Source organism: Actinokineospora enzanensis DSM 44649, assembly GCF_000374445.1.
Classification (GTDB): domain Bacteria; phylum Actinomycetota; class Actinomycetes; order Mycobacteriales; family Pseudonocardiaceae; genus Actinokineospora; species Actinokineospora enzanensis.
Map to the genome: position 1 here is coordinate 45675 of NZ_KB894403.1, position 19391 is coordinate 65065.

Below are 19391 nucleotides of genomic sequence, written 5' to 3' on the forward strand. Positions count from 1 at the left end.
GACACTTCGTCCTCGGATGACATGCATCTCAAGGTAGCTTTCTAAAGCAACCTTTACAAGCCTTGATCACGCTGCGGACGCCGCAGCTGTGGCCCTGGATCGGCCGAGTAGTACCGGCAAACGATCAGCGCGGGGAAAGCCCGACCATGTCATGCAGGGACAGGAACGCGTACTGGGTCGTGCCGTGTGGTGTGCGGTGGGTGTGGACGAGGTCGGCGAGTTGGTGGACCAGGACCAGGCCGCGTCCGCCGGGTGCCGTCGGGCCGACCGGGCGTCGGCCTGCGAGAGGGTCGGACAGGTGGCCGCTGTCGTGGACCTCGCAGACGAGGTGGGAGTCGTGGTGGTGGAGGCGGAGGAGGCAGTGGCCGCCGCCGTGGGTGAGGCTGTTGGTGGTCAGTTCGGTGACGATGAGGGTGAGGTCGGGGAGGCGGTGCGGGGGCAGGCCGAGGCGGGCGGCCTCGGCGGTCGCCCAGGTTCGGGCGCCGCGGATGTGGGTCGGGGCGGTGAGGCGGTATTCGGCGGCGGGGGTGTCGAGCGGGAGTTCACGGTTGTGGGCCTCGACGACGGCCGTGGGGGCGTAGTGGTGGCTGGGGATGAGGCTGTGCTCGGACCACAGCAGCGGGTGGGTGTGGCGGGCGTCGGCCACGACGTCGGGGGCGAGGCGGGCGACGTCGTAAGGGCAGACGATGGTGACGTCGCGGCCCGCGAAGGCGAGGTTGATCAGGGCCTCGTGTTGGGCGCAGGCGGGGTGTTCGACGGGGGAGCGGCCGGGCCAGACGGGTTCGCCGATGATGCGGACGTGGTGGTCCGGGTGCGGGTCGGCGAAACGGCGCAGGACCGTCAGGATGATGCGGCCGGGGTTGCGGCCCGCCTCGCGCATGTCGATCCAGGTGACCCGCTCGGCGTCCCGGCCGAGTGCCCGGCGCAGTGCCCGCGGGTTCGGCACCGCCGCGGCGACCGGGTCGCCGCGGGCCAGGCCGTCGACCACGAACGGGACGAGGGCGCTGAGGTAGTCCTCGTCGGTTCGGTAGAACAACGCGGTGTGCGCGAAGGGCTCCCGGCTGGGGGTGTCTGGGGCGACGCTCACGTTGGCAGGCTCCACTCGGGCGTTTGCGCGGATCCAGCGCCCGGCGACGGTGCCCCGGGCGACCGCATACCGGCCAGGGTATGCCTTGCGGGCGTGCGAGTCAGCGGCAGGATTGTCCGGGTGGCGGATTCCCGTGTCACGACGGGACGGGCACGTCGACGATCCTTCCGCGCCGACCTGCGAGGCGTGGGTCAGCTGCCCCGGCCGGTGCTCCGCGCGTTCGGTCGGGGTGGGCTCTGTTCGCCTTCCGAGCGCGGCGCCGGGGGCGTGAAGCCGCAGGCGGGGCGGGAGGTGGTGGCCGGAAGGGTGAACGTGAAGCGGGTGCCGCCGCCGGGGTTGTCGCCTGCGCTGATGGTGCCGCCGTGCCGTTCCACGATGCGTTTGCAGATGGCCAGGCCGAGGCCGGTGCCGGGGTAGCGGGCGCCGGTGTGCGCGCGGTGGAAGGTGGTGAAGATCTTCTCGTGTTGGCCCGCCGGGATGCCGATGCCGTTGTCCGTGATCGTCGTGGTGACCACGCCGCCGTGGCGGGTGGTGGTGATGGTGAGGTGCGGGACGGTGCCGGGGGCGGTGTACTTGACGGCGTTGCCGATCAGGTTGTCCAGGAGTTGGCGGAGCAGGACGATGTCGGCGTCCACCGGGTCGAGTTCGCCGTGGGTGAACCGGGGGACAGGCGTGCCCGCGACCACCGCGGTGTCCGCGCGGGCTGCGGCGATCTCGGTGACCAGGGCGGTGAGGTCGACGGCGGTGGGGGCGATGGTCGCGTCGCGGGCGGTGGTGTAGGCGAGCAGGTCGTTGATCAGGATCCGCATCCGTGCGGATGCCCGGGTGACGCGGACCAGCGCCAGCTCGGCGCGGTGCGGGTCGGCGTCGTGCAGGGCCTCGGTGGCCGCGTCGGTCCAGCCTTCCACCGCGGCCAGGGGGTTGAGGAGGTCGTGGGCGACGACGCCCGCGAACGCGGTGAGCTCGTCGCGGTGGCGGCGTTCGGCGGTGACGTCGTGGTAGACCAGTACGGCGCTGCGGCCGCCGCGGGGTTCGGGCAGGGCGGTGGAGCGCACGTGCAGGATGCGGCCGTCCGGCGTGGTTTCGTTGCGCACCAGCACGTCCACCTCTTCCTCGGCCCCGCCCCGGGCGATGTGCGTGTAGGGCATCTCCGCCTCGGTCATCGGGGTGCCGTCGAGGTGGTGCATGCCATGGTGGTCGGCCCGGTCGTCGGGGCCGAGGCCGTCGCCGAGCAGGTGTCCGGCTGCCGGGTTGCGCAGGGTGATGCGGCCGGTGGAGTCGACGACGGAGACGCCGTCGGCCATGGAGTCGATGATGGCGCGCTTGAGCGCGGCCCGTTGCGCCGCGGTGTCCTTCTCCAGGGCCAGTTCACGCAGCAGCTCGGCGCGCTCGTCGCGGCCCAGGGCCAGGGTCAGGCCGACGATCGCGACGATGACCACGAACAGCTGCACGACCAGTGCGCGGCCCGCGAGCGAGGAGACCACGGCGAACGGGCCCTGGCCGTGCAGGGTGAACACCACGGCGATCGTGGCGACCGCGGCTGTGTGCACGGCGACGAACGCCGTCGACAGGCGCACCGCCGCCCACACGGTCAGCGCGATCAGCGTGGCGGCTACCGGCATGCCCCCGGTGGCGACGAACGCGACGGTATAGCCGAGCACCGAGCACGCGGCCACGGCGGCGTACTCGACCAGTCGCCACCCGTCGACCGGCGCGGACGGGCGAGCCCGCAGGACGGCACGGGCCGCGGACAGGCCCGCCGTGCCCAGGACCAGCACGCCCGCGATGTTGCGCGCCAACCACACCTGCGTGGTCAGCCACGAGGGGATGTCGTCGACCAGCCACATCCCGACCGCGCCCACGACCGCCCCCGCCGCGGTCGCGACGAACGCCGCCGCCAGCAGCGCCCACAGGTCGCGCAACCCGCGCAGGCCGCCGCCGTCCGCGAGGGACCACAGCCGCGGCCGCCACCGAGTGATCAGCAGCGCGAACGACCCTGCCTGCAGGACGTTGGCCACGACGAACACCGCGGCCTGACCCGCGGTCGCGCCGGTGGCCACGTTCGCCACAACGGTGATCACCGCCAGCACGGCCACGTCGAGCCACCGCAGTGGCGAGCGGCGTTGCACGCACAGCCACAGCGCGGCCACGCCCGCGGCGGGCCACACCAGGCTGAGGTTCGTCGCGTCCAGCGCCGTCAGCCGCCCGGCCACGGTCGCGGCGGCGAACAGCACGGCGAACGCCGCCGTGCGCGTCAAGGGGCTCGCTGTGGTCGTCAACGGTCGCGTGACCCCGTCGGCTCGGCGTCGGTCACCAGCTCCCGCACCACCAACCGCAGCTGCGCACCGCTGGACGGTTTCGGCAGGTAGGTCGCGCCCGCCGCGCGGATGCGCGCCACGTCCGGCCCGGACCACAGCACCGTCAACGCGACCGCGGGCAGCCCGCCGTCGCGTTGTCGCAGGCGGGCGAGCAGGTCGAGCCCGTCCATGTCGGGCATCAGCACGTCCACCACCGCCACCTGCGGCCACCCGTCGTCGACCGAGTCCAGCGCCAGCGCGGCACTGCCCACGTCGATGACCTGGTGGCCGTCGACGCGCAGCCACCCGGCGACCAGCTCGCGCACATCGGCGTCGTCGTCGACCACCAACACCCGAACCACCCTGTCCTCCCGCCCTGGCCGCGCCCCGGGGTGGGCGGCCACCGATCGGTCCTGGCCGCGGTGGTCGGGATGCGGCCGGACCTCCCCCCCTCGGTTGTAGGCCCGTGCGCCCGACGGCGCAGCGAAGTACCCACGATCAGGTGTCACCCGCCCGAACCCGCCGTCGTGGCGGAGTAGGCCGTACTGCCCGTACTGGGCGGGCCGCGGACGGCGTACCGTCGCGGGCGGCTCCCACCGCGCCGCACCCGTTCGCACTCGAAGATCGGAGTGATGCCCAGTGACCCCGCCCGATTTCTCGATCACCACGACGGTCCGCGTCGAGGGCACCCCGATCACCGTCACCGACCACCGGGACGTGCGCGTGCTGCGCTGCTCGGGAACCATCGACGTGGTCACCGCCCATCCATGGCAGGCGGCGCTGACGGCGTTGATCGCCGATCCGCCGCGCGGTACCAAGACGATGGTCGTCGACCTCTCGGAGGTGGCGTTGCTGAGCGCGGCCGGGATGCGCGCGCTGTTCACCGCGGCCGCGGTCGCACCCGACAGCGTGCGCCTGGCCGTCGTCGCCCGGGAGACGATCCGGCGACTGCTCGGCATCGTCGGCCTCGCCGACGAACTCCCGGTGGCGGCCGACCTCGCCGCCGCGTTGGCTGTGATCGACTAGTGGTGCGACTCAGGACGTCGGCCGTGTATGGGCGGGTCGAGACGCGGTCGACGTTCTGGGTCGCACCACTAGGCCTGACCTCCGGTGCGCGAGGGCAGTCGATGCGGGCTGTCGAACGGTCCGTAGTCCCATTGGCGGACGCAGGTCTGGACAAGGGGAGCCGGTCCGTCTCGTTCAGGCGGGGTGGCTGTCCGCGTGGGACGAGTGGGGGGTGGGTCGGAGATGGCGGGATCGGGTGTGCAGCTTGTCCAAGAGCCGGGTGACGTGGGACTGCACGGTGCGCCGGGGCAGTCCCAGTGCGGCCGCGATGTCTGGATTGGACAGTCCATCCGCGACCATCCCGGCGATCTTCTCCTCCAGAGCGGACAGTGTGGTGCCCGGTGTCTCGGCGGCGTCGCCGGTGGCCAGCCAGGGCATGCGGAGGCGGGTCCGGGCGAGGTCCCACGACGCCGAGAGGGAGCGGTAGACGGTCCTGGCCGCGGTGGCGGACGAGGTCGCGGCGTCCAGCCTGCCCCTGGCGGCCAACAGGACGGCGGCGTTCTCGGCGGCGGTGGCGGATTCCAGCGGCCGTCCGACGGCGCGGTAGTGCTTCGCCGCGTTCAGCGCGCCGGTGGGGTCGCCGGTGACCAGGGCTCGACAGTGTTCCGCCGCGGCGAACGCGCGGGCGGGCAGGACCTCGGCGGCCGCTTCCGCCTCGCAGACGGTGAGGGCGAGCCGGGCGCGGGCGCGGTCGCCCGCGTCCAGGGCGAGGCGGGTGAGGTAGGGGAGCCACTGGTGGCGGAGCATGATCCGGGCGTATTCGGGGCGCAGGATCGGGTCCAGCAGACACAGGGCCGCGCCGAGGGCACCGCGCCGCTCCTCGGCCATGGCGGCGGCGACCAGGTGGAAGTCGCAGCTCTCCCGCTCGGACATGTTGCTGGGCGCGTAGCACTCGGCCGCGTCCAGGTGGGCGGCAGCCTCGGCCGGGTCGCCGCGGTGCACGGCCAGGAGGGCGGCGACGCCGTGCGAGAGGAGGGCGGCGGCGCCGGGTTCACGCAGGCCGTAGAAGGTGATCGCCGGGCCGTCCTCGGTGACGCCGTCGAGCTCGACCAGCGCCTCGTCCCACCGGCCGGTCCAGTAGTGGTGCACGGCGGCGGTGACGTGCATCCCGGCGGGCAGGTTGTGCCGCGCGGCGAGCTCCCTGGCCTGGCGCAACGTGGTCTCGGCCTCGACGAGCCGGTCCAGGTTCTGCAGCGTGAAGATCCGGTTGTCCATCATGTCGATCCGCTTCCCGGCCAGCTCGGCGTGTGCGTCGAGGGCCGCCACCGCGCCGTCCACATGGGACAGCGCGGCCGGGTGGTCGCGCAGCCCGGTGCTGATCAGCCACAGCGTCTGCTTGCTGTGCGCGATCGTGTAGGCATCGCCCGAGCGGATCGCCTCGGTATGCACCGCGACGGCGGTGCGCTTTGCCACGTCGAGATCGTCCAGGGAGGTGCGGTGGAAGTTCGCCATCAGCCACCGGTGCCGGGTCCGCCAGATCTCCGGGGTGCTCGGATCATCCAGCGCGGCCTGGGCGACGGTGATCGCGCCCGCGGTGTCCCCGCTCGCCTGCCGCACCGAGGCCAACAGGTGCCGCGTCTCGGCGACGTCGGTCGCGAGCGACAGCGCCAGCCCGGCCTCGGGCGGTGCCAGCTGGTTCAACCGGAACAGGGTGCGGACCAATGTCGCGTGCAATGCCGACCGTTGCACCGCGGTGGTCTCGTCGCCGTCGAGCACGGTCCGGAGCACGTCGACCGCGACCAGCGGTGCCCGGGTGGCGAGCGTCCGGTGGTGACCGACCAGCCAGTCCACGACCCAGGCGTCCGGTCGGGCACCGGCGACGTGCTCGGCCACCACCGCCACCGGCGCCTCGCGTCGGTCCAGCAGCTCCGCGGCCCGGCGGTGCAGCACGGGCCGCAGCCCGTCCGGGATGCCGTCGTAGAGCACCTGTCGGAGGAACGGGTGCCGGAAGGCGAGCCGGTCCCCGGACTCCACCACGACATTCCCCGCGATCGCCTCGGCCACCGCGTCGGCGAGGTCCATCGGTCCGTCCCCGGTCAACGCGGCCAGCTCGTCGATGCCGAACTCCTGCCCGAGCAATGCGCCCGACCGCAGCAGCTCCCGGGTCCGCGGCGTGAGGAACTCCAGGGTCCGGCGGACGGCGGCGGCCAGCGAGCGGGGCGCGTCGTCCGGCCGGTCCGGGTCGACCTCGGCGATCCCGTCCCGCACCCGGACCGCGGCCCGACGCAGCAGCGACTCGGTCAGCTCCCGCACGTAGAGCGGGTTCCCGGCGGCGTGGTCGGTCACCTCGGTGAGCCCGGGGCCCGGCCGGGCGCCGACGAGCCGACCGACCAGCAGCGTGGTCTCCGGCGGTGTCAACGGGTCCAGCCGGATCAGCCTGCCGCCGTGCCGGTCGAGACCGCGCCGCAACATCACCAGGTCCCGTCGGCCCTGGTCCGGCCGGGTCGCGGCGACCAGCAGCAGCGGCAGCTGCCGGGTCGCGCCCGCCAGCCGGTGCCAGAGCAGCACACTGGCCTCGTCGGCCCATTGCAGGTCGTCGATCACCAGGACCAGCGGGCCGGTCGTGCACGCGTCGTCCACCAGCGCCAGCAGCTCGTCGACCGGGGCGGCCAGCGGGTCCGCGCCGGGTGCGTCCGCGGGGCCCGCCGCGGCGGCCCGGCGCGGGTCGGCGGAATCCGGTTCCACGGCAAGGCATTCCATGATCGTGCGCAGCGGATGCCGCCGGTAGGACTCCTGCGCCGCGGTCCAGGCCAGCTGGCAGCCCGACCTGGCGGCGTCGCCCAGACCGACGGCCAGCAGCTCCGACTTGCCGATGCCCGGCTCGCCCTCGATCCACACCGACCGGCCACGGCCGCCGACCACATCGGACACCAGGTCGCGCAGCAGCCCCACCTCGGCCTGCCTGCCGACATACCGGTCGAGCCGCTCGGCCCGCTGGGCGTCGTCGATCGCCCACGACGGTGCCACGCGCAGCCGCCGCGGCCGGGGAGCGCGTACCGCGCCGGACGCCACGAGCGCGCGCTGCCGCAGTTCGGACAGCACCGGACCCGGCTCCACGCCGTGCTCCTCGACCAGCGCGCGGCGCGCCTGCCGGTAGGTCTCCAGAGCGTCGTCCGGGCACCCGTCGGCCAGTTGCGCGCGCATGCGCAACTCGCGCAGCAACTCCCGGGCCGGGTGCCGGGCGATCAGGTCCGCCAGTTCGGCGGCGGGCTCGGCGTGTCGGCCGAGGGCGAGCGCGGCGCGGACGCGCAGCTCGGTGGCGATCAGTCGGGACTCGGCGAGATGCCGCCGCCGCGCCAGGGCGAACGGCGCGGGCACGTCGGCGTACGCCTCACCGTGCCAGAGCCGGGCCGCCTGTTCGAGCAGCGCCAGCGCGCCGTCCGGGTCCCCCGCGGACAGGAGGTTCCCGGCCCGCTCCACGGCCCGGGTGAAGACCGAGCTGTCCAGGGCGTCGTCGGCCAGCCGCAGCACGTACCCGCCCGGCGCGGACGCCAGCGACTCCCTGGCCGGGCCGAGGACCTTGCGCAGGCCGCTGACGTAGGTGTTCAGGTTGCCATCGGCACTGCCGGGCCGGGGGCCCGGCCACACCTCGTCGATCAGGTCGACCCGGGGCACGACCCGGCCCGCCCTGGCCACCAGCAGCGCGAACACCGCGCGCTGCCGGGCCGGGCCGAGTGCCAGTTCGACGTCGTCGAGCCAGGCCCGCAGCGGTCCGAGCACCTGTATCCGCAGGTTCGGGTGCGGACTCGGGGACACGGCCGCTCCACAGTGGATCGTCGGCCTGGGCGGCCGGAGGGGTGCGGTCGGCGGGTCCGGGGCCCGGTGCGACGGTCAGCAGCATCCGGGTCAGTGCCGACACCAGGGGGACGGGGGCGTCGTCGGCCGCGGTAGCCCGCCGCAGCAGCGCCACCGCTGTCTCGGTGGGCAGCCCCGGGAGCTGTCGGGTGAGCCAGTCCAGCTCCCAGGAGTCCAGTGGCAGCGGACCGGCCAGGATCTGCGCCGCTACCCGCTCCGGCGGGCTGATCGGCGCCAGCACCCGGGCGAGGTGCCGGTGCGTGGCCAGCCTGATCGACGTGGGCAGGCCCGCGCACACCGACCGGCCGAGTTCCTCGTCGCGCACCGAGAGCCGGTCACCGTCGCGGACCAGCGCGCCTGCCGCGAGCGCGGCGTCGGGGCGGTCCGCGGTGATCGCGGCGAGTTCTGTGACGGTGCAACCACCGAGCAATGCCACTGTGCGCAGCACCCGCGCGCTCGCCGGGTCGGGTGTGTCGACCGCCGACTCGGTCGATTGCCCCGAGACCAGCCACGATCGCGCCTCGACGCGGGGCAGCGCCCGCACCGAGGACAGTCCCGGATCGTCGGCGAGCACGCGCTGGTGCAGCTCGCGCAGCTCCGTGCCCGGTTCGACCCCGAGCCGCGCCGACAGCAGTGACCTGGCCCGGCGGTACAGCTCCAGCGCCTCGACCCGTTGCCCGCGGCGCATCAGCGCCGTCATGAGCAAGGCATAGAGGTCCTCGCGCAGCGGGTGGTCGTGCACCAGGTCGGTCAGCTCGGCCACGACCTCGTCCGGCCTGCCCAGGTCCAGCAGCAGCCTGCCGCGCCGGGCCCTGGCCAGCAGCCAGGCGTCGGTGAGCCGGTGGCGTTCGGTGTCGGCGAACGGCCCCGGTACTCCGGTGAGCGGGTCACCCCGCCACAGCAGCAGGGCCGCGTCCAGGGCGGACAGTTCGGCGGTCCGGTCGCCACGGGTGCGGTGACCGTCCGCCGCACGCAGGTGGTCGTCGAATCGGTGCACGTCCACGGCATCGGCGGGCAACCGCAGGCGGTAGCCGGTGGGAGTGGTGACCAGGACCCGTCCGGGCGCCCAGGGCTTGCGGTCCGGCTCCAGCACGGCACGGAGATCACTGATGTGGGTGTGCACGATCCGCGCGGCCGACGCGGGCGGCGTGGTGCCCCACACCGCGCGCACCAGGACGTCGCGACCGACCTCCCGACCGGCACGCAATGCGAGTACACCGAGCAACGCCTGCCGCCTACCCGGACCGGGTCCGAACTCGCCGTCCGCGCGCCGCACCCGCGGTTCACCGAGCAACGCGACGCTCACCACCGGTTCATCACGGATCGTCATCGCCCCCTCGGTGGGTGTCACCGCGCGTCGCGCGAACCGGTCGTCACAACCACTGGACCCGTGCAGCCTACCGGCGCCGCCGCCTGCTTGATCACGGAAATGAAGATCCGCTGGAGTCGGTCCGTTCACGCTATGGCTCGAAACCCGGGAGCCGCGGGTCGGACGAGCCGCAGGGGAGCGCCGTGGGCAGAGGGGAGCGGGCATGGGACAGATCAAGATCGCGGTCCATTCGCCGGATCCGTTGACCCGGACGGGGGTGGCGGGCAGTCTGGGCGGCCGCGCGGAGATCGTGGTGCAGTCGGCGCAGGCGGCCGACACCGATGTGCTGGTCGTCGCGGAAGACCGGTTCACCGCCGGGGTGGCGGCGGTGCTGCGCCGGTCGGCGGCGCTGTTCGGCACACCGGTGGTGCTCGTGGCCGACGGGATCACCGAGGCGGAGCTGCTCACCGCGGTGGAGTGCCGGGTGGTCGGGGTGGTGCCGCGGTCGGCCGCGGTGGGCGACCACCTGACGCGGACAGTGCTGGCCGCGGTCCGGGGTGGCGGGGTGCTGCCTGCGAACCTGGTCCGGCAGCTGCTCACGCACGTCGAGCAGATGCAGCGCGAGGTGCTGGCCCCGCTCGGGCTCGGCTCCACCGGCCTGACCTCGCGCGAGATCGCCGTGCTGCGGCTGATGGCCGACGGCTGCGACACCGCCGAGATCGCCGACCGGCTCAGCTACTCCGAGCGGATGATCAAGAACGTCATCCACGGCCTGACCACCCGGCTCAACCTGCGCAACCGGCCGCACGCGGTGGCCTACGCGCTGCGCTCCGGAATCATCTGAACACCCACGTCACACCCACGTTCGAGGAGGAGATTGCCGTGCGGCAACGAAGAACCACCGGATTGATCACTGCACTGTGGACGGTCCTGGCGATCGTCCTGGCAGGCTGCGCCGACACCGGCGGCGGCCGGGTCGAGATCGTCGTGGCGACCTTCGGCGAGTTCGGCTACGAGCCGCTGTTCACCGAGTACGAGCGCCTGCACCCCGACATCCACCTGGTCGGCCGGGTCAGCGACTTCGACAGCCACCACCGCGACCTGATCACCGCGCTGGCGGTGGGTCGGGGAGCCGCGGACGTGGTGGCCGTCGAGGAGCAGTACCTGCCGAGGATGCGGCAGGTGAAGGACAAGTTCGTCGACCTGGCCACGTACGGCGCGGGGGACCTGCGGCCGCAGTGGGCGCCGTGGAAGTGGGAACAGGGACTCGCAGGCCCCACGGTGCTCGGGCTGGGCACGGACATGGGTGGCCTGGCGATGTGCTACCGGCGTGACCTCTTCGCTGCCGCGGGCCTGCCGACCGATCGCGACGAGGTGGCCAAGCTGTGGCCCACCTGGGACGGCTACGCCGCCACCGCCGACCGGTTCGCCGAGCGCTCGCCCGGCGCGAAGTTCGTCGACTCCGCGGGCACCATCTACACCGCGATCGTCAACCAGGGCGAACAGAACTACTTCGCCAAGGCCGACGACTCCTTCATCGGCGACACCAACCCGCGCATCCGGCGCGCCTTCGACGTCGCCGCCGGGCTGGCGACCCGGAAGCGGACCGCCGGGGTCACCACGTTCACCCAGCCCTGGAACGTGGCCATCAACCAGGGCGCCTTCGCCACGATCACCTGCCCGGCCTGGATGCTCGCCCAGATCAAGCAGTCGGGCGGCGCGGCCGGTACCGGCAACTGGGACGTCACCTCGATCCCCGAGGGCGGCGGCAACTGGGGCGGCTCGTTCCTGACCGTGCCCGCGCAGGGCGCGCACCCGCGTGAAGCCTACGAGGTGGCGCGCTGGCTGACCGCGCCCGAACAGCAGAAGGCGCTGTTCCTGCACGACGCGATCCTGCCCAGCGAACCCGCCGTCTACCACGATCCGGCGGTGCTCGGGCACACCGACCCGTACTTCGCCGACGCCCCCGTCGGCCGGATCTTCGCCGCGTCCTCCGACCAGGTGCGGCCCAACTACCGCGGCCTGCGCGACGCCGACGTGCGGCCCAAGTTCGGGCTGGCGCTCGGCCGGGTCGAGGACGGCACGCAGAGCGTGGACGCGGCCTGGGAGCAGGCGGTGCGCGAGGCCCGGGAGACCCTGCGGTGGCCGGGGTGACCTCTCGCCGCCTGAACGGGGCGGTCCTGCTGGTCGCCCCGTTCGTGCTGGTGTTCGCGGTGTTCGGGGTGTTCCCGCTGCTGTACACGGCCTGGATGTCGGTGCGGCGGTGGCACCTGATCGACGGCGACCATGGCTTCGTCGGCCTGGCGAACTACGCCAGGCTGTTCGCCGACCCGGACTTCTACCACGCGCTGGGCAACACGGTCTGCATCCTGGTCGTGGCCACGGCCGTGCAGATGGTGCTTTCGTTGTGGTTGGCGGTGTTGCTCGACCGCGCGACCCGCGGCCGGGCGCTGTGGTGCTCGGTGGCGTTGCTGCCCAACGTGGTCCCGGCGGTGGCCGTCGCGCTGATCTTCGCGCAGCTGTTCGGCCGGGACTACGGCGTGGTCAACTGGCTGCTCAAGCTCGTCGGCGCCGGGCCGGTCAACTGGCAGGCGCATTCCTGGTCGGCCTACCTTGGCGTGGCCGCGATGGTCGTCTGGCGGTGGACCGGGTACAACGCGCTGCTCTGCCTGGCGGCCATGCAGACCGTGCCGCGGGAGCTGGTCGAGGCGGCCCAGCTGGACGGGGCGTCGCGGTGGCGGGTGTTCCGGTCGGTCACGTTGCCGCTGATCCGGCCGACGGTGTCGTTCACGCTGCTGATGTCGGTCGTCGGCGGCCTGCAGGTGTTCACCGAGCCGCAGCTGTTCGACGTCGCCGGGCTGTCCGGCACCGGGGGCAACGACCGGCAGTTCCAGACCGTGGTGATGTACCTGTACGAGCAGGGCTTCGGCCGGTGGGACGCGGGCTACGCGGCGACCGTGTCGTGGTCGCTGTTCCTGCTGTGCGCGGCGTTCGGCGTGGTCAACGCGTTCGTGTTCCGACGACCGCGGTCGGGGGCCGGACCATGATCACAGGGCGGGTGGGAGGGGGACATACAGCGCGGGTGGGAGGCAGGCACACAGCGCGGGTGGGAGGCAGGCACACAGCGCGGGTGGGAGGCAGGCACACAGGGCGTCGGGCGGCCCTGTCGGTGATGGTCCTGCTGTCGCTGTTCCCGCTCTACTGGTCGTTCGTGATGGCCACGCACGACAACTCGGCCATCGCCTCACCGGTGCCGCCCCTGCTGCCGGGTGGGCACCTGATGGCGAACCTGACCCGGATGTTCGACACCGTCGACTTCTGGGCGGCGCTGCGCAACTCGTTCCTGGTGGCGGGCATCGTGTCGGTGGCCAACGTCCTTCTGTCCACTATGGCCGGTTTTGCGTTCGCGCTGCTGCGGTTCCCCGGTCGGGACAAGCTGTTCGTCGCGGTGGTCGGCTCGATGCTGATCCCGAACCAGCTGGGCATCATCCCGATGTACCTGCTGGTGGGGGCGCTCGGCTGGCAGGACACGCTGGTCGCGGTGATCGTGCCGGGCATGGTCAGCGCGTACAGCGTGTTCTGGATGCGGCAGGTGGTCCGGGAGGCGATCTCGGCCGACCTGGTCGACGCGGCGCGGGTCGACGGTTGCTCGCCGCTGCGGATCTACCGGCACGTCGTGTTCCCCTGCCTGCGCCCGCACGCGGTGGTGCTGGCGATGCTCACGTTCATCGCCTCCTGGAACGACTTCTTCTGGCCGCTGGTCGTGCTGGACTCCAACGACACGCCGACCGTGCAGGTGGCGCTGTCGCGGTTGGCGGGCGGCTACTTCACCGACTTCTCCCTGTTGTTGACCGGGGTGACCATGGGGACGCTCCCGGTCGTCGCGTTGTTCCTGTTGTTGGCCGGACGCATAGTCGACGGCGTGTCGAGAGGTGCTATCAACCGATGAACTCATTTCCCGCCGATTTCCTGTGGGGCAGTGCCACGTCCTCGTACCAGATCGAGGGCGCGACCGAAGTGGACGGTCGCGGTCCATCCATCTGGGACACGTTCGCGCGTGGCGAGGGCAACGTGATCGGCGGACACACCGGTGACCCCGCGTGCGACCACTACCACCGGTACCGCGAGGACGTCGCCCTGCTCGCCGAGCTCGGCCTGCCCGCCTACCGGTTCTCCATCGCCTGGCCCCGCGTGATGCCGGACGGACGCCGGGTCGAGCCCCGCGGCCTGGACTTCTACGACCGGCTGGTCGACGAGCTGGTCGCGCACGGCATCACCCCGATCCCGACCCTCTACCACTGGGACCTGCCCCAGGCCCTGCAGGACGCGGGCGGCTGGGTCAACCGGGATGTCCCGTCCTGGTTCGCCGACTACGCCCTGGTGGTCGGCGACCGGCTCGGCGACCGCGTCCGCGACTGGATCACCATCAACGAGCCGCTGTGCTCCGCCTTCCTCGGCTACGGCACCGGTGTGCACGCCCCGGGCTTACGCGATGCCAGGCAGGCGGTGATCGCCGGACACCACCACCTTCTCGGCCACGGCCTGGCCGCCACCGCCCTGCGCGCGCACGCGCGCCCGGACACCAAGGTGGCGGTCGCGCTGAACTTCGCACCCCCGCTGACCGACTCGGACGACGCCGAACACCGCGAGGCCGCCCGCCGCTTCGACGCGGTGCACAACCGGTTCTTCCTCGACCCGGTCCTGGGCCGGGGCTACCCGCCGGACCTGCGCGCCGACCTGGCCCACCTGGGAGCCCTGGAATCCGCGATCCGGGACGGGGACGAGGAGATGATCGGCAGGCCGTTGGACTGGATCGGGGTCAACTACTACGCCCCGTCGAGAGTGATCCCGACTCCGGATCCCTTACAGGAGAGCAACTGTGGGCTCCCTGGCCTGAGGGGTGTCGACGTGCTCCCCGCGCGCGGCCCGCTCACCACCATGGACTGGGAACAGGACCCGGTCGCTTTCGCCGACCTGTTGCTATGGTTGGGTGAACACTGCGCGCCGGTGCCGCTGATCGTCACCGAGAACGGGTCGTCGTTCGAGGACACGGTAGACGCCGACGGCCGCGTCCGTGACACCGACCGCACCCACTACCTCGCCGAACACCTCCACGCGGTGCACGCGGCCATCGCGGGCGGCGCCGACGTCCGCGGCTATCTGGCCTGGTCCCTGCTGGACAACTTCGAATGGTCCTTCGGCTACACCCGCCGCTTCGGCCTGGTGCACGTCGACTTCGACACCCAGCGGCGCCGCATCAAGGACAGCGGCCGGTTCTACGCGGAGGTGGTGGCCGCCAACGCGGTGCCCGACCGGCGGTGATGTGGTGAAGCCGCCGGGCCGTTAGTGTCTGCGGACAACCACTTCGAAGGGGTCCGTCATGGTCGTGCGGCACATCAATCCCGAGGGGCTGCACCGTAGCCCGGCCTTCAGCCAGGCCGTCGTCGTCGAGCAACCGGCGAAGACGATCTACATCGGCGGGCAGAACGGTGTGGACGCCGAGGGGAAGGTCGTCGGGCCGACGGTGGGGGAGCAGGCGCTGCAGGTGTTCCGGAACCTGGCACTGATCCTGGAGAGCGAGGGCGCGAGCCTGGCGAACATCGTGCACTGGCGGATCGCGGTGGTGGAAGGCCACTCCTTCGACGAGGGAGTGGCCGCCTTCCAGCAGGTGTGGAACCGGGCCGACCCGCCACCCGCCATCACGGTGCACGTGGTGTCGGCCCTCGGGCCCGGCTTCCTCGTCGAGATCGACGCGGTCGCGGTCGTGTGACATCGGCGGTCAGGGCAGGGGGAACCGGCCCTGGGCGGTCATGCCGTCCATTTCCCACAGCGTCAGTGGGATCCGGTGGACCGCGTCCTGACCGCCCGCGAATGGCGAGTGCTCGGTCGCGACTCGCGGTTGGGTCGGTCGTCGGCCGTGGCTGAATTCAATGGACCTGTCCACTCGGCTGGAATTCGGTCCCGATGTGGTCATTGTGTCGTCTGCACTCGCTATCGTTGTCACCTGTTCGGGGAATCAAGTGGGAACGGTGCAACGTTCGGTGTAGGCCGAACAGGTGAAGTGATCTAACAATAACCCTTTGAGGGTTTGTCGGGACTCTTATCGGCCTGCTTGACGAATGGTCGGAACGGAGCCACTATCTGATGTCATGAACCGCTGAGCCACGACACCGCCCATGGCGCGTGTGGTCTTTTCGTATGCAGCTGGGGGGATCATGGGGGGATGGGTGGCACCGCTTCACGCTCCCATGGGGGCGCGGGAGTTCCTGCGGGAGTGTGCGGGGAGTCGGATCCCGACGGAGTGTGTCCCGATTTCCCTGCTGTCGGTCGAGGGGCATCCGCGCACCGGTGCGGAGAATCTGCCGTATGCGCGAATGTTGGCCGAGCGGATAGCGGAACTTCCGCCCATTGTCGTGTATCGGCCCACCTATCAGGTCTTGGACGGTGTGCACCGGTTGCGGGCCGCGGCGCTGGCGGGGCAGGAGTCGATCGGGGTGCGGTTCTTCGACGGGAGCGAGGCGGACGCGTTCGTGCTGGCCGTGCAGGCGAACATCCGGCACGGGTTGCCGTTGCGGCACGCGGACCGCGCGGCGGCGGCCGCGCGGATCGTCACGTCGCACCCGCAGTGGTCGGATCGGGCGATCGCGGCCGTGGCCGGTCTGGCGCCGAGTACGGTCGGTGCGATTCGGCGGCGTGCAGCTGAACAACCCGAACAGTTGCACACCCGGCGCGGCCTCGATGGTCGGAGCAGACCCTGCGATCTGGTCGCGGGCAGGCAGATGGCCAGTGACCTGATCTGTGACAACCCGACGGCCTCACTGCGCGAGATCGCCCGGGAGGCGGGAATCTCCCCGGGCACGGTCCGCGACGTGCGGGAGCGGTTGCGGCGAGGTGAGGACATCCTGCCGCCGCGGCTGCGGGCCCGGCGGCCGGACGGCGACGCGAGAGCGGAGGATGCCAACCACTTGCTCCGAGATCCGGTGCTGGCGTTGCAACAGCTGCGCCGAGACCCGTCGCTGAGGTTCACCGAGGAAGGCCGTCAGCTGCTGCGCCTGCTGCACCTGAACGCCGTCGGCCCGGAGCAATGGGACCGGCTGGTGGATAGTATTCCCCCACATTGCGCCGACATGGCGGTGGAGCTCGCGCGCACCTGCGCGGAGAACTGGCGCGAGTTCGCCGAATCGCTCGAACGTCGGTGCACGCAGTCCTCGATCGGGGACGTTGCCGGGCGGGGATGAGGGGCGAGGCGGCAGCGATGGAACCTGACGTGCCGGTCGATACGCGGGTGAGCGGTGGGCGGGTGCTGCCCGCGCTGGTGGTCACGCAGTTCCTGTCCGCCACCGGCGGTCAGATGACCTGGTTCGCCATCTCCTGGTTCGTGCTGGCCACCACCGGTTCCCCCGCCCGCGCCTCGGTGGTGATCGTCGCCCCGATGGTGGCGATCCTGCTGGTCGGTGTGCACAGCGGTCGCTGGGTCATGCGCTGGGGTCCCCGTCGCACCCTGTTGACCTGCGACGCCGCCCGCGTCCCGCTGCTTGCCTCGGTGCCAGTGCTACACCATCTCGACCTGCTCACCTTCCCCCTGCTGGTCGCCCTGATGTTCCTCGTCGGCATCTTCTTCGCCCCCTACTACACGGCGCAACGGGAGCTCATCGCCCAGGTGGCAGGCGCGGATGAGACCCGGCTCGGATCCTCGAACTCCCTGTTGCAGGCGGCCGTGCAGATCCCGAGCCTGCTCGGACCCGGCGTCGCGGGCGTGCTCGTCGCTCTGGCAGGCCCGGTGGACGTGCTCTTCGTCGAGTCCGTGGCGCTCCTGCTGACCCTCACCGCGGTCGCCGTGCTGACCAGGGGCTACGGCGCGAACTCGGTCGTCGAGCAGACCACGGGCACGCTCGCCGGGGTGTCGGGCATCGTCCGCGACCGCCTGCTGCGCGCGTTGAGCGTGGGCGGGGCCGCCGCGGAGATCACCTTCCAGGTGCTCGTCGTCGCCCTCCAGGTCATGGTGCTGACCCGGTACGGCGGCAACCCGCGCGTCGCGGGTGTGTTGACCGGGACCTGGGGCGGCGGCGTCCTGGCCGGGACGATCATCGCCGCGGTGCTCGCCCGGCGCGTTCCGGCGGCGCGGATGACCCTGTGGGGAGCGCTGTTCGGCCTCCCGTTGTGGCTGCTGCCGGTGGAGCTGCCGATCGTCGCGGTCGCGGTCGCGTTGGCGGCGTCGGGTCTGTTCCATGGCCTGGCTCTCGGCCCGCGCACGGTTGTCCGCAGCACCAGGGCAGGCGATCACCTGCGCGCGCAGGTGATCGCGGCCGACATCACCGCGACCATGGGCGCCGGGATGCTCGGCCTGCTGGTCGGGGGCATCGTGCTCGACCACGCGGGCCTGGCGCCGGTCCTGGTCGGCGTCGCCGTGATCGCCACCCTGGGCGGCATCCCGGTGCTGATCGAGAGCAGGCGATGACGTTAGAGGCGGTCGACGGCCCCGCGGATCCGGTGCAGTATCTCGGTGAGGACGCCCCGGTCGGTCGCGAAGTTCAGCCGGACGAAGCCGTCCCCGCCGGGGCCGAAGGCGGGACCGGAGAACAGCATCACCTTCGCCTCCCGCTCGAAGAACCCGGCCGGGTCCGCGCCGACACCCAACCCACGACAGTCCAACCAGGACAGGAACGTCGCCTCGGGCGGGTGGTGGCCGATCTCGGCGGGCAGCCCCTCCAGCAGGATTCGCCGATTGACCGCCAAGGTCGCGCGCACCCCGTCCAGCCAAGCGTCCCCACTGGTCCAGGCCGCACGTACCGCCTCGACGGCCAGTACACCGACCTGGCCATAGGGCAGGCCGCGCTGGGCGTCCAACGCCGCGCGCACCTCAGGTACGCCGATGTGCGCGACCGCGCACCGCACTCCGGCCAGGTTGAACGCTTTGCTCGCCGAGGTGACGGTCATGGTGCGGCGGCGGATCTCGGCGCCGAGCGCGGCGAACGGCAGGTGTCGGTGCGGTGCATAGGCGAGGTCGGCGTGTACCTCGTCGGACAGGACCAGCAGGTCGTGTCGTAGCACCAGTTCCGCCAGGCCCTCCAGTTCGGTGCGGCTGAACACGCGCCCGGTCGGATTGTGCGGGTTCACCAGGATCACCAGCCGACAGCGTGCCGGATCGCCCCGGGTCAGGTCACGGTCGAGCCGTTCCAGGTCGAAACCCCAGCCATCCCGGCCGGAGACCATCGGCACGTGCCGGGCGGGCCGGTCCGCCGCGTGCAGCACGTCCAGCAGTGGCGGGCAGGCGGGAGTGTGCACGGCGACCGCGTCCCCCGCCTCGGTGGCCAGGTGCAGCAGGACCCAGATCGCCTGGTTGACGTCGGTGAACAGCCGCACGTGCGTCGGCTCGACAGGAAAGCCGTGCCTGCGGTGCATCCGGGCGGCGTATACCTCGCCCAGTGGCGCGCCGTCCGGCTCGTTGAACCACGCGGGGTAGCCGAGATCGGTGTCGATCCGCTCGATCAGGGCCCGCCGGATCGCCGGTGCCACCGGGAAGTCCATGTCGGCCACCCACGCGGGCAGCACGCCGTCGGCCGCTTTCGCCCATTTCTCGCCGTCCCGGTGCGTCGGTGTCGCCAGCTCGGGGTCGTGCACGGTCATCGGGCCGCTCCTCGTTTCCGCGCAAGGGAAAGACGATCCCAGGATACCGGCTGTCGGGCGCCCGGTCCGGTATCCGGACACCCGCTCAACCACGCGGTGGCGGTCGTTGAACATTCCTTGACGGTGCCGGGGACGGCTGACACTCTCGCCGGTGGCGGGTTCTGGGGTGGGCCGACCCACTGTCCATCATGGATTGCGCAGGCAGCGTTTC

The 19391-nt window shown here is 72.0% G+C and carries 14 protein-coding genes and 1 pseudogene; 9 read left to right on the forward strand and 6 right to left on the reverse strand.

Annotation, left to right across the window (positions count from 1 at the left end; all coding sequences use genetic code 11):
* Positions 1–124: 124 nt before the first annotated feature.
* From C503_RS0100185 to C503_RS46610, 3 genes are all read right to left on the reverse strand, one after another.
* Positions 125–1087: a sensor histidine kinase gene (locus C503_RS0100185; protein WP_018680169.1), complete on the reverse strand. Its 963-nt coding sequence runs from the start codon at positions 1085–1087 to the stop codon at positions 125–127.
* A 191-nt stretch (positions 1088–1278) separates the two neighbouring features.
* Positions 1279–3345, reverse strand: a complete 2067-nt coding sequence (locus C503_RS0100190) for an ATP-binding protein (RefSeq protein WP_018680170.1) — start codon at positions 3343–3345, stop codon at positions 1279–1281.
* A 17-nt stretch (positions 3346–3362) separates the two neighbouring features.
* On the reverse strand, positions 3363–3746 hold the full coding sequence (locus tag C503_RS46610) for a response regulator (RefSeq protein ID WP_018680171.1): 384 nt from the start codon (positions 3744–3746) through the stop codon (positions 3363–3365).
* 277 nt (positions 3747–4023) lie between these two features.
* Between C503_RS46610 and C503_RS45545 the strand changes: the two genes are divergently transcribed.
* Positions 4024–4410 carry an STAS domain-containing protein gene (locus C503_RS45545; protein ID WP_018680172.1) on the forward strand — a complete coding sequence of 129 codons (387 nt, stop codon included), beginning with the start codon at positions 4024–4026 and terminating at the stop codon, positions 4408–4410.
* Positions 4411–4584: 174 nt separating this feature from the next.
* Here C503_RS45545 and C503_RS47545 read toward each other — a convergent pair whose 3' ends face one another.
* Both C503_RS47545 and C503_RS47550 read right to left on the reverse strand, forming a co-directional pair.
* Positions 4585–8169: an ATP-binding protein gene (locus C503_RS47545; RefSeq protein ID WP_342663355.1), complete on the reverse strand. Its 3585-nt coding sequence runs from the start codon at positions 8167–8169 to the stop codon at positions 4585–4587.
* A 655-nt stretch (positions 8170–8824) separates the two neighbouring features.
* A pseudogene (locus tag C503_RS47550) lies at positions 8825–9778 on the reverse strand (AfsR/SARP family transcriptional regulator); the annotation flags it as partial.
* Between C503_RS47550 and C503_RS0100215 the strand changes: the two are divergent.
* The 8 genes from C503_RS0100215 (at position 9777) to C503_RS0100250 (ending at position 18011) form a co-directional block, all read left to right on the forward strand.
* The gene (locus tag C503_RS0100215) at positions 9777–10397 is read left to right on the forward strand and encodes a helix-turn-helix transcriptional regulator (RefSeq protein ID WP_018680174.1); all 621 of its coding nucleotides are present in this window, start codon (positions 9777–9779) and stop codon (positions 10395–10397) included. The pseudogene C503_RS47550 and the gene C503_RS0100215 overlap by 2 nt on opposite strands.
* A gap of 38 nt (positions 10398–10435) precedes the next feature.
* Positions 10436–11707, forward strand: a complete 1272-nt coding sequence (locus C503_RS0100220; protein ID WP_425393494.1) for an ABC transporter substrate-binding protein — start codon at positions 10436–10438, stop codon at positions 11705–11707.
* The gene (locus C503_RS0100225; RefSeq protein WP_018680176.1) at positions 11695–12600 is read left to right on the forward strand and encodes a carbohydrate ABC transporter permease; all 906 of its coding nucleotides are present in this window, start codon (positions 11695–11697) and stop codon (positions 12598–12600) included. The genes C503_RS0100220 and C503_RS0100225 overlap by 13 nt, the downstream gene beginning before the upstream one ends.
* A gap of 125 nt (positions 12601–12725) precedes the next feature.
* Entirely contained in the window at positions 12726–13502 is a 777-nt protein-coding gene (locus C503_RS0100230; protein WP_051114718.1) for a carbohydrate ABC transporter permease, read from the forward strand.
* Positions 13499–14875, forward strand: coding sequence for a GH1 family beta-glucosidase (locus tag C503_RS0100235; RefSeq protein ID WP_018680178.1), 1377 nt, complete (start codon positions 13499–13501; stop codon positions 14873–14875). The genes C503_RS0100230 and C503_RS0100235 overlap by 4 nt, the downstream gene beginning before the upstream one ends.
* Before the next feature lie 58 nt (positions 14876–14933).
* Entirely contained in the window at positions 14934–15323 is a 390-nt protein-coding gene (locus tag C503_RS0100240; protein WP_018680179.1) for a RidA family protein, read from the forward strand.
* Between the two features lie 676 nt (positions 15324–15999).
* Positions 16000–16791 carry a winged helix-turn-helix transcriptional regulator gene (locus tag C503_RS37120; RefSeq protein WP_483756918.1) on the forward strand — a complete coding sequence of 264 codons (792 nt, stop codon included), beginning with the start codon at positions 16000–16002 and terminating at the stop codon, positions 16789–16791.
* 17 nt (positions 16792–16808) lie between these two features.
* Positions 16809–18011 carry an MFS transporter gene (locus C503_RS0100250; protein WP_018680181.1) on the forward strand — a complete coding sequence of 401 codons (1203 nt, stop codon included), beginning with the start codon at positions 16809–16811 and terminating at the stop codon, positions 18009–18011.
* A gap of 2 nt (positions 18012–18013) precedes the next feature.
* On the opposite strand, the gene C503_RS0100255 is transcribed toward C503_RS0100250, so the two are convergent.
* On the reverse strand, positions 18014–19180 hold the full coding sequence (locus tag C503_RS0100255; protein ID WP_018680182.1) for a MalY/PatB family protein: 1167 nt from the start codon (positions 19178–19180) through the stop codon (positions 18014–18016).
* Positions 19181–19391: the final 211 nt, after the last annotated feature.

Excerpts from the sequence above, each read along its gene's own strand:
- C503_RS0100230 (WP_051114718.1), top strand. The coding sequence starts at position 12,726 with ATGGTCCTGCTGTCGCTGTTCCCGCTCTACTGGTCGTTCGTGATGGCC.
- C503_RS0100250 (WP_018680181.1), top strand. The coding sequence starts at position 16,809 with ATGGAACCTGACGTGCCGGTCGATACGCGGGTGAGCGGTGGGCGGGTG.
- C503_RS0100255 (WP_018680182.1), bottom strand. The coding sequence starts at position 19,180 with ATGACCGTGCACGACCCCGAGCTGGCGACACCGACGCACCGGGACGGC.
- C503_RS0100235 (WP_018680178.1), top strand. The coding sequence starts at position 13,499 with ATGAACTCATTTCCCGCCGATTTCCTGTGGGGCAGTGCCACGTCCTCG.
- C503_RS0100240 (WP_018680179.1), top strand. The coding sequence starts at position 14,934 with ATGGTCGTGCGGCACATCAATCCCGAGGGGCTGCACCGTAGCCCGGCC.
- C503_RS0100215 (WP_018680174.1), top strand. The coding sequence starts at position 9,777 with ATGGGACAGATCAAGATCGCGGTCCATTCGCCGGATCCGTTGACCCGG.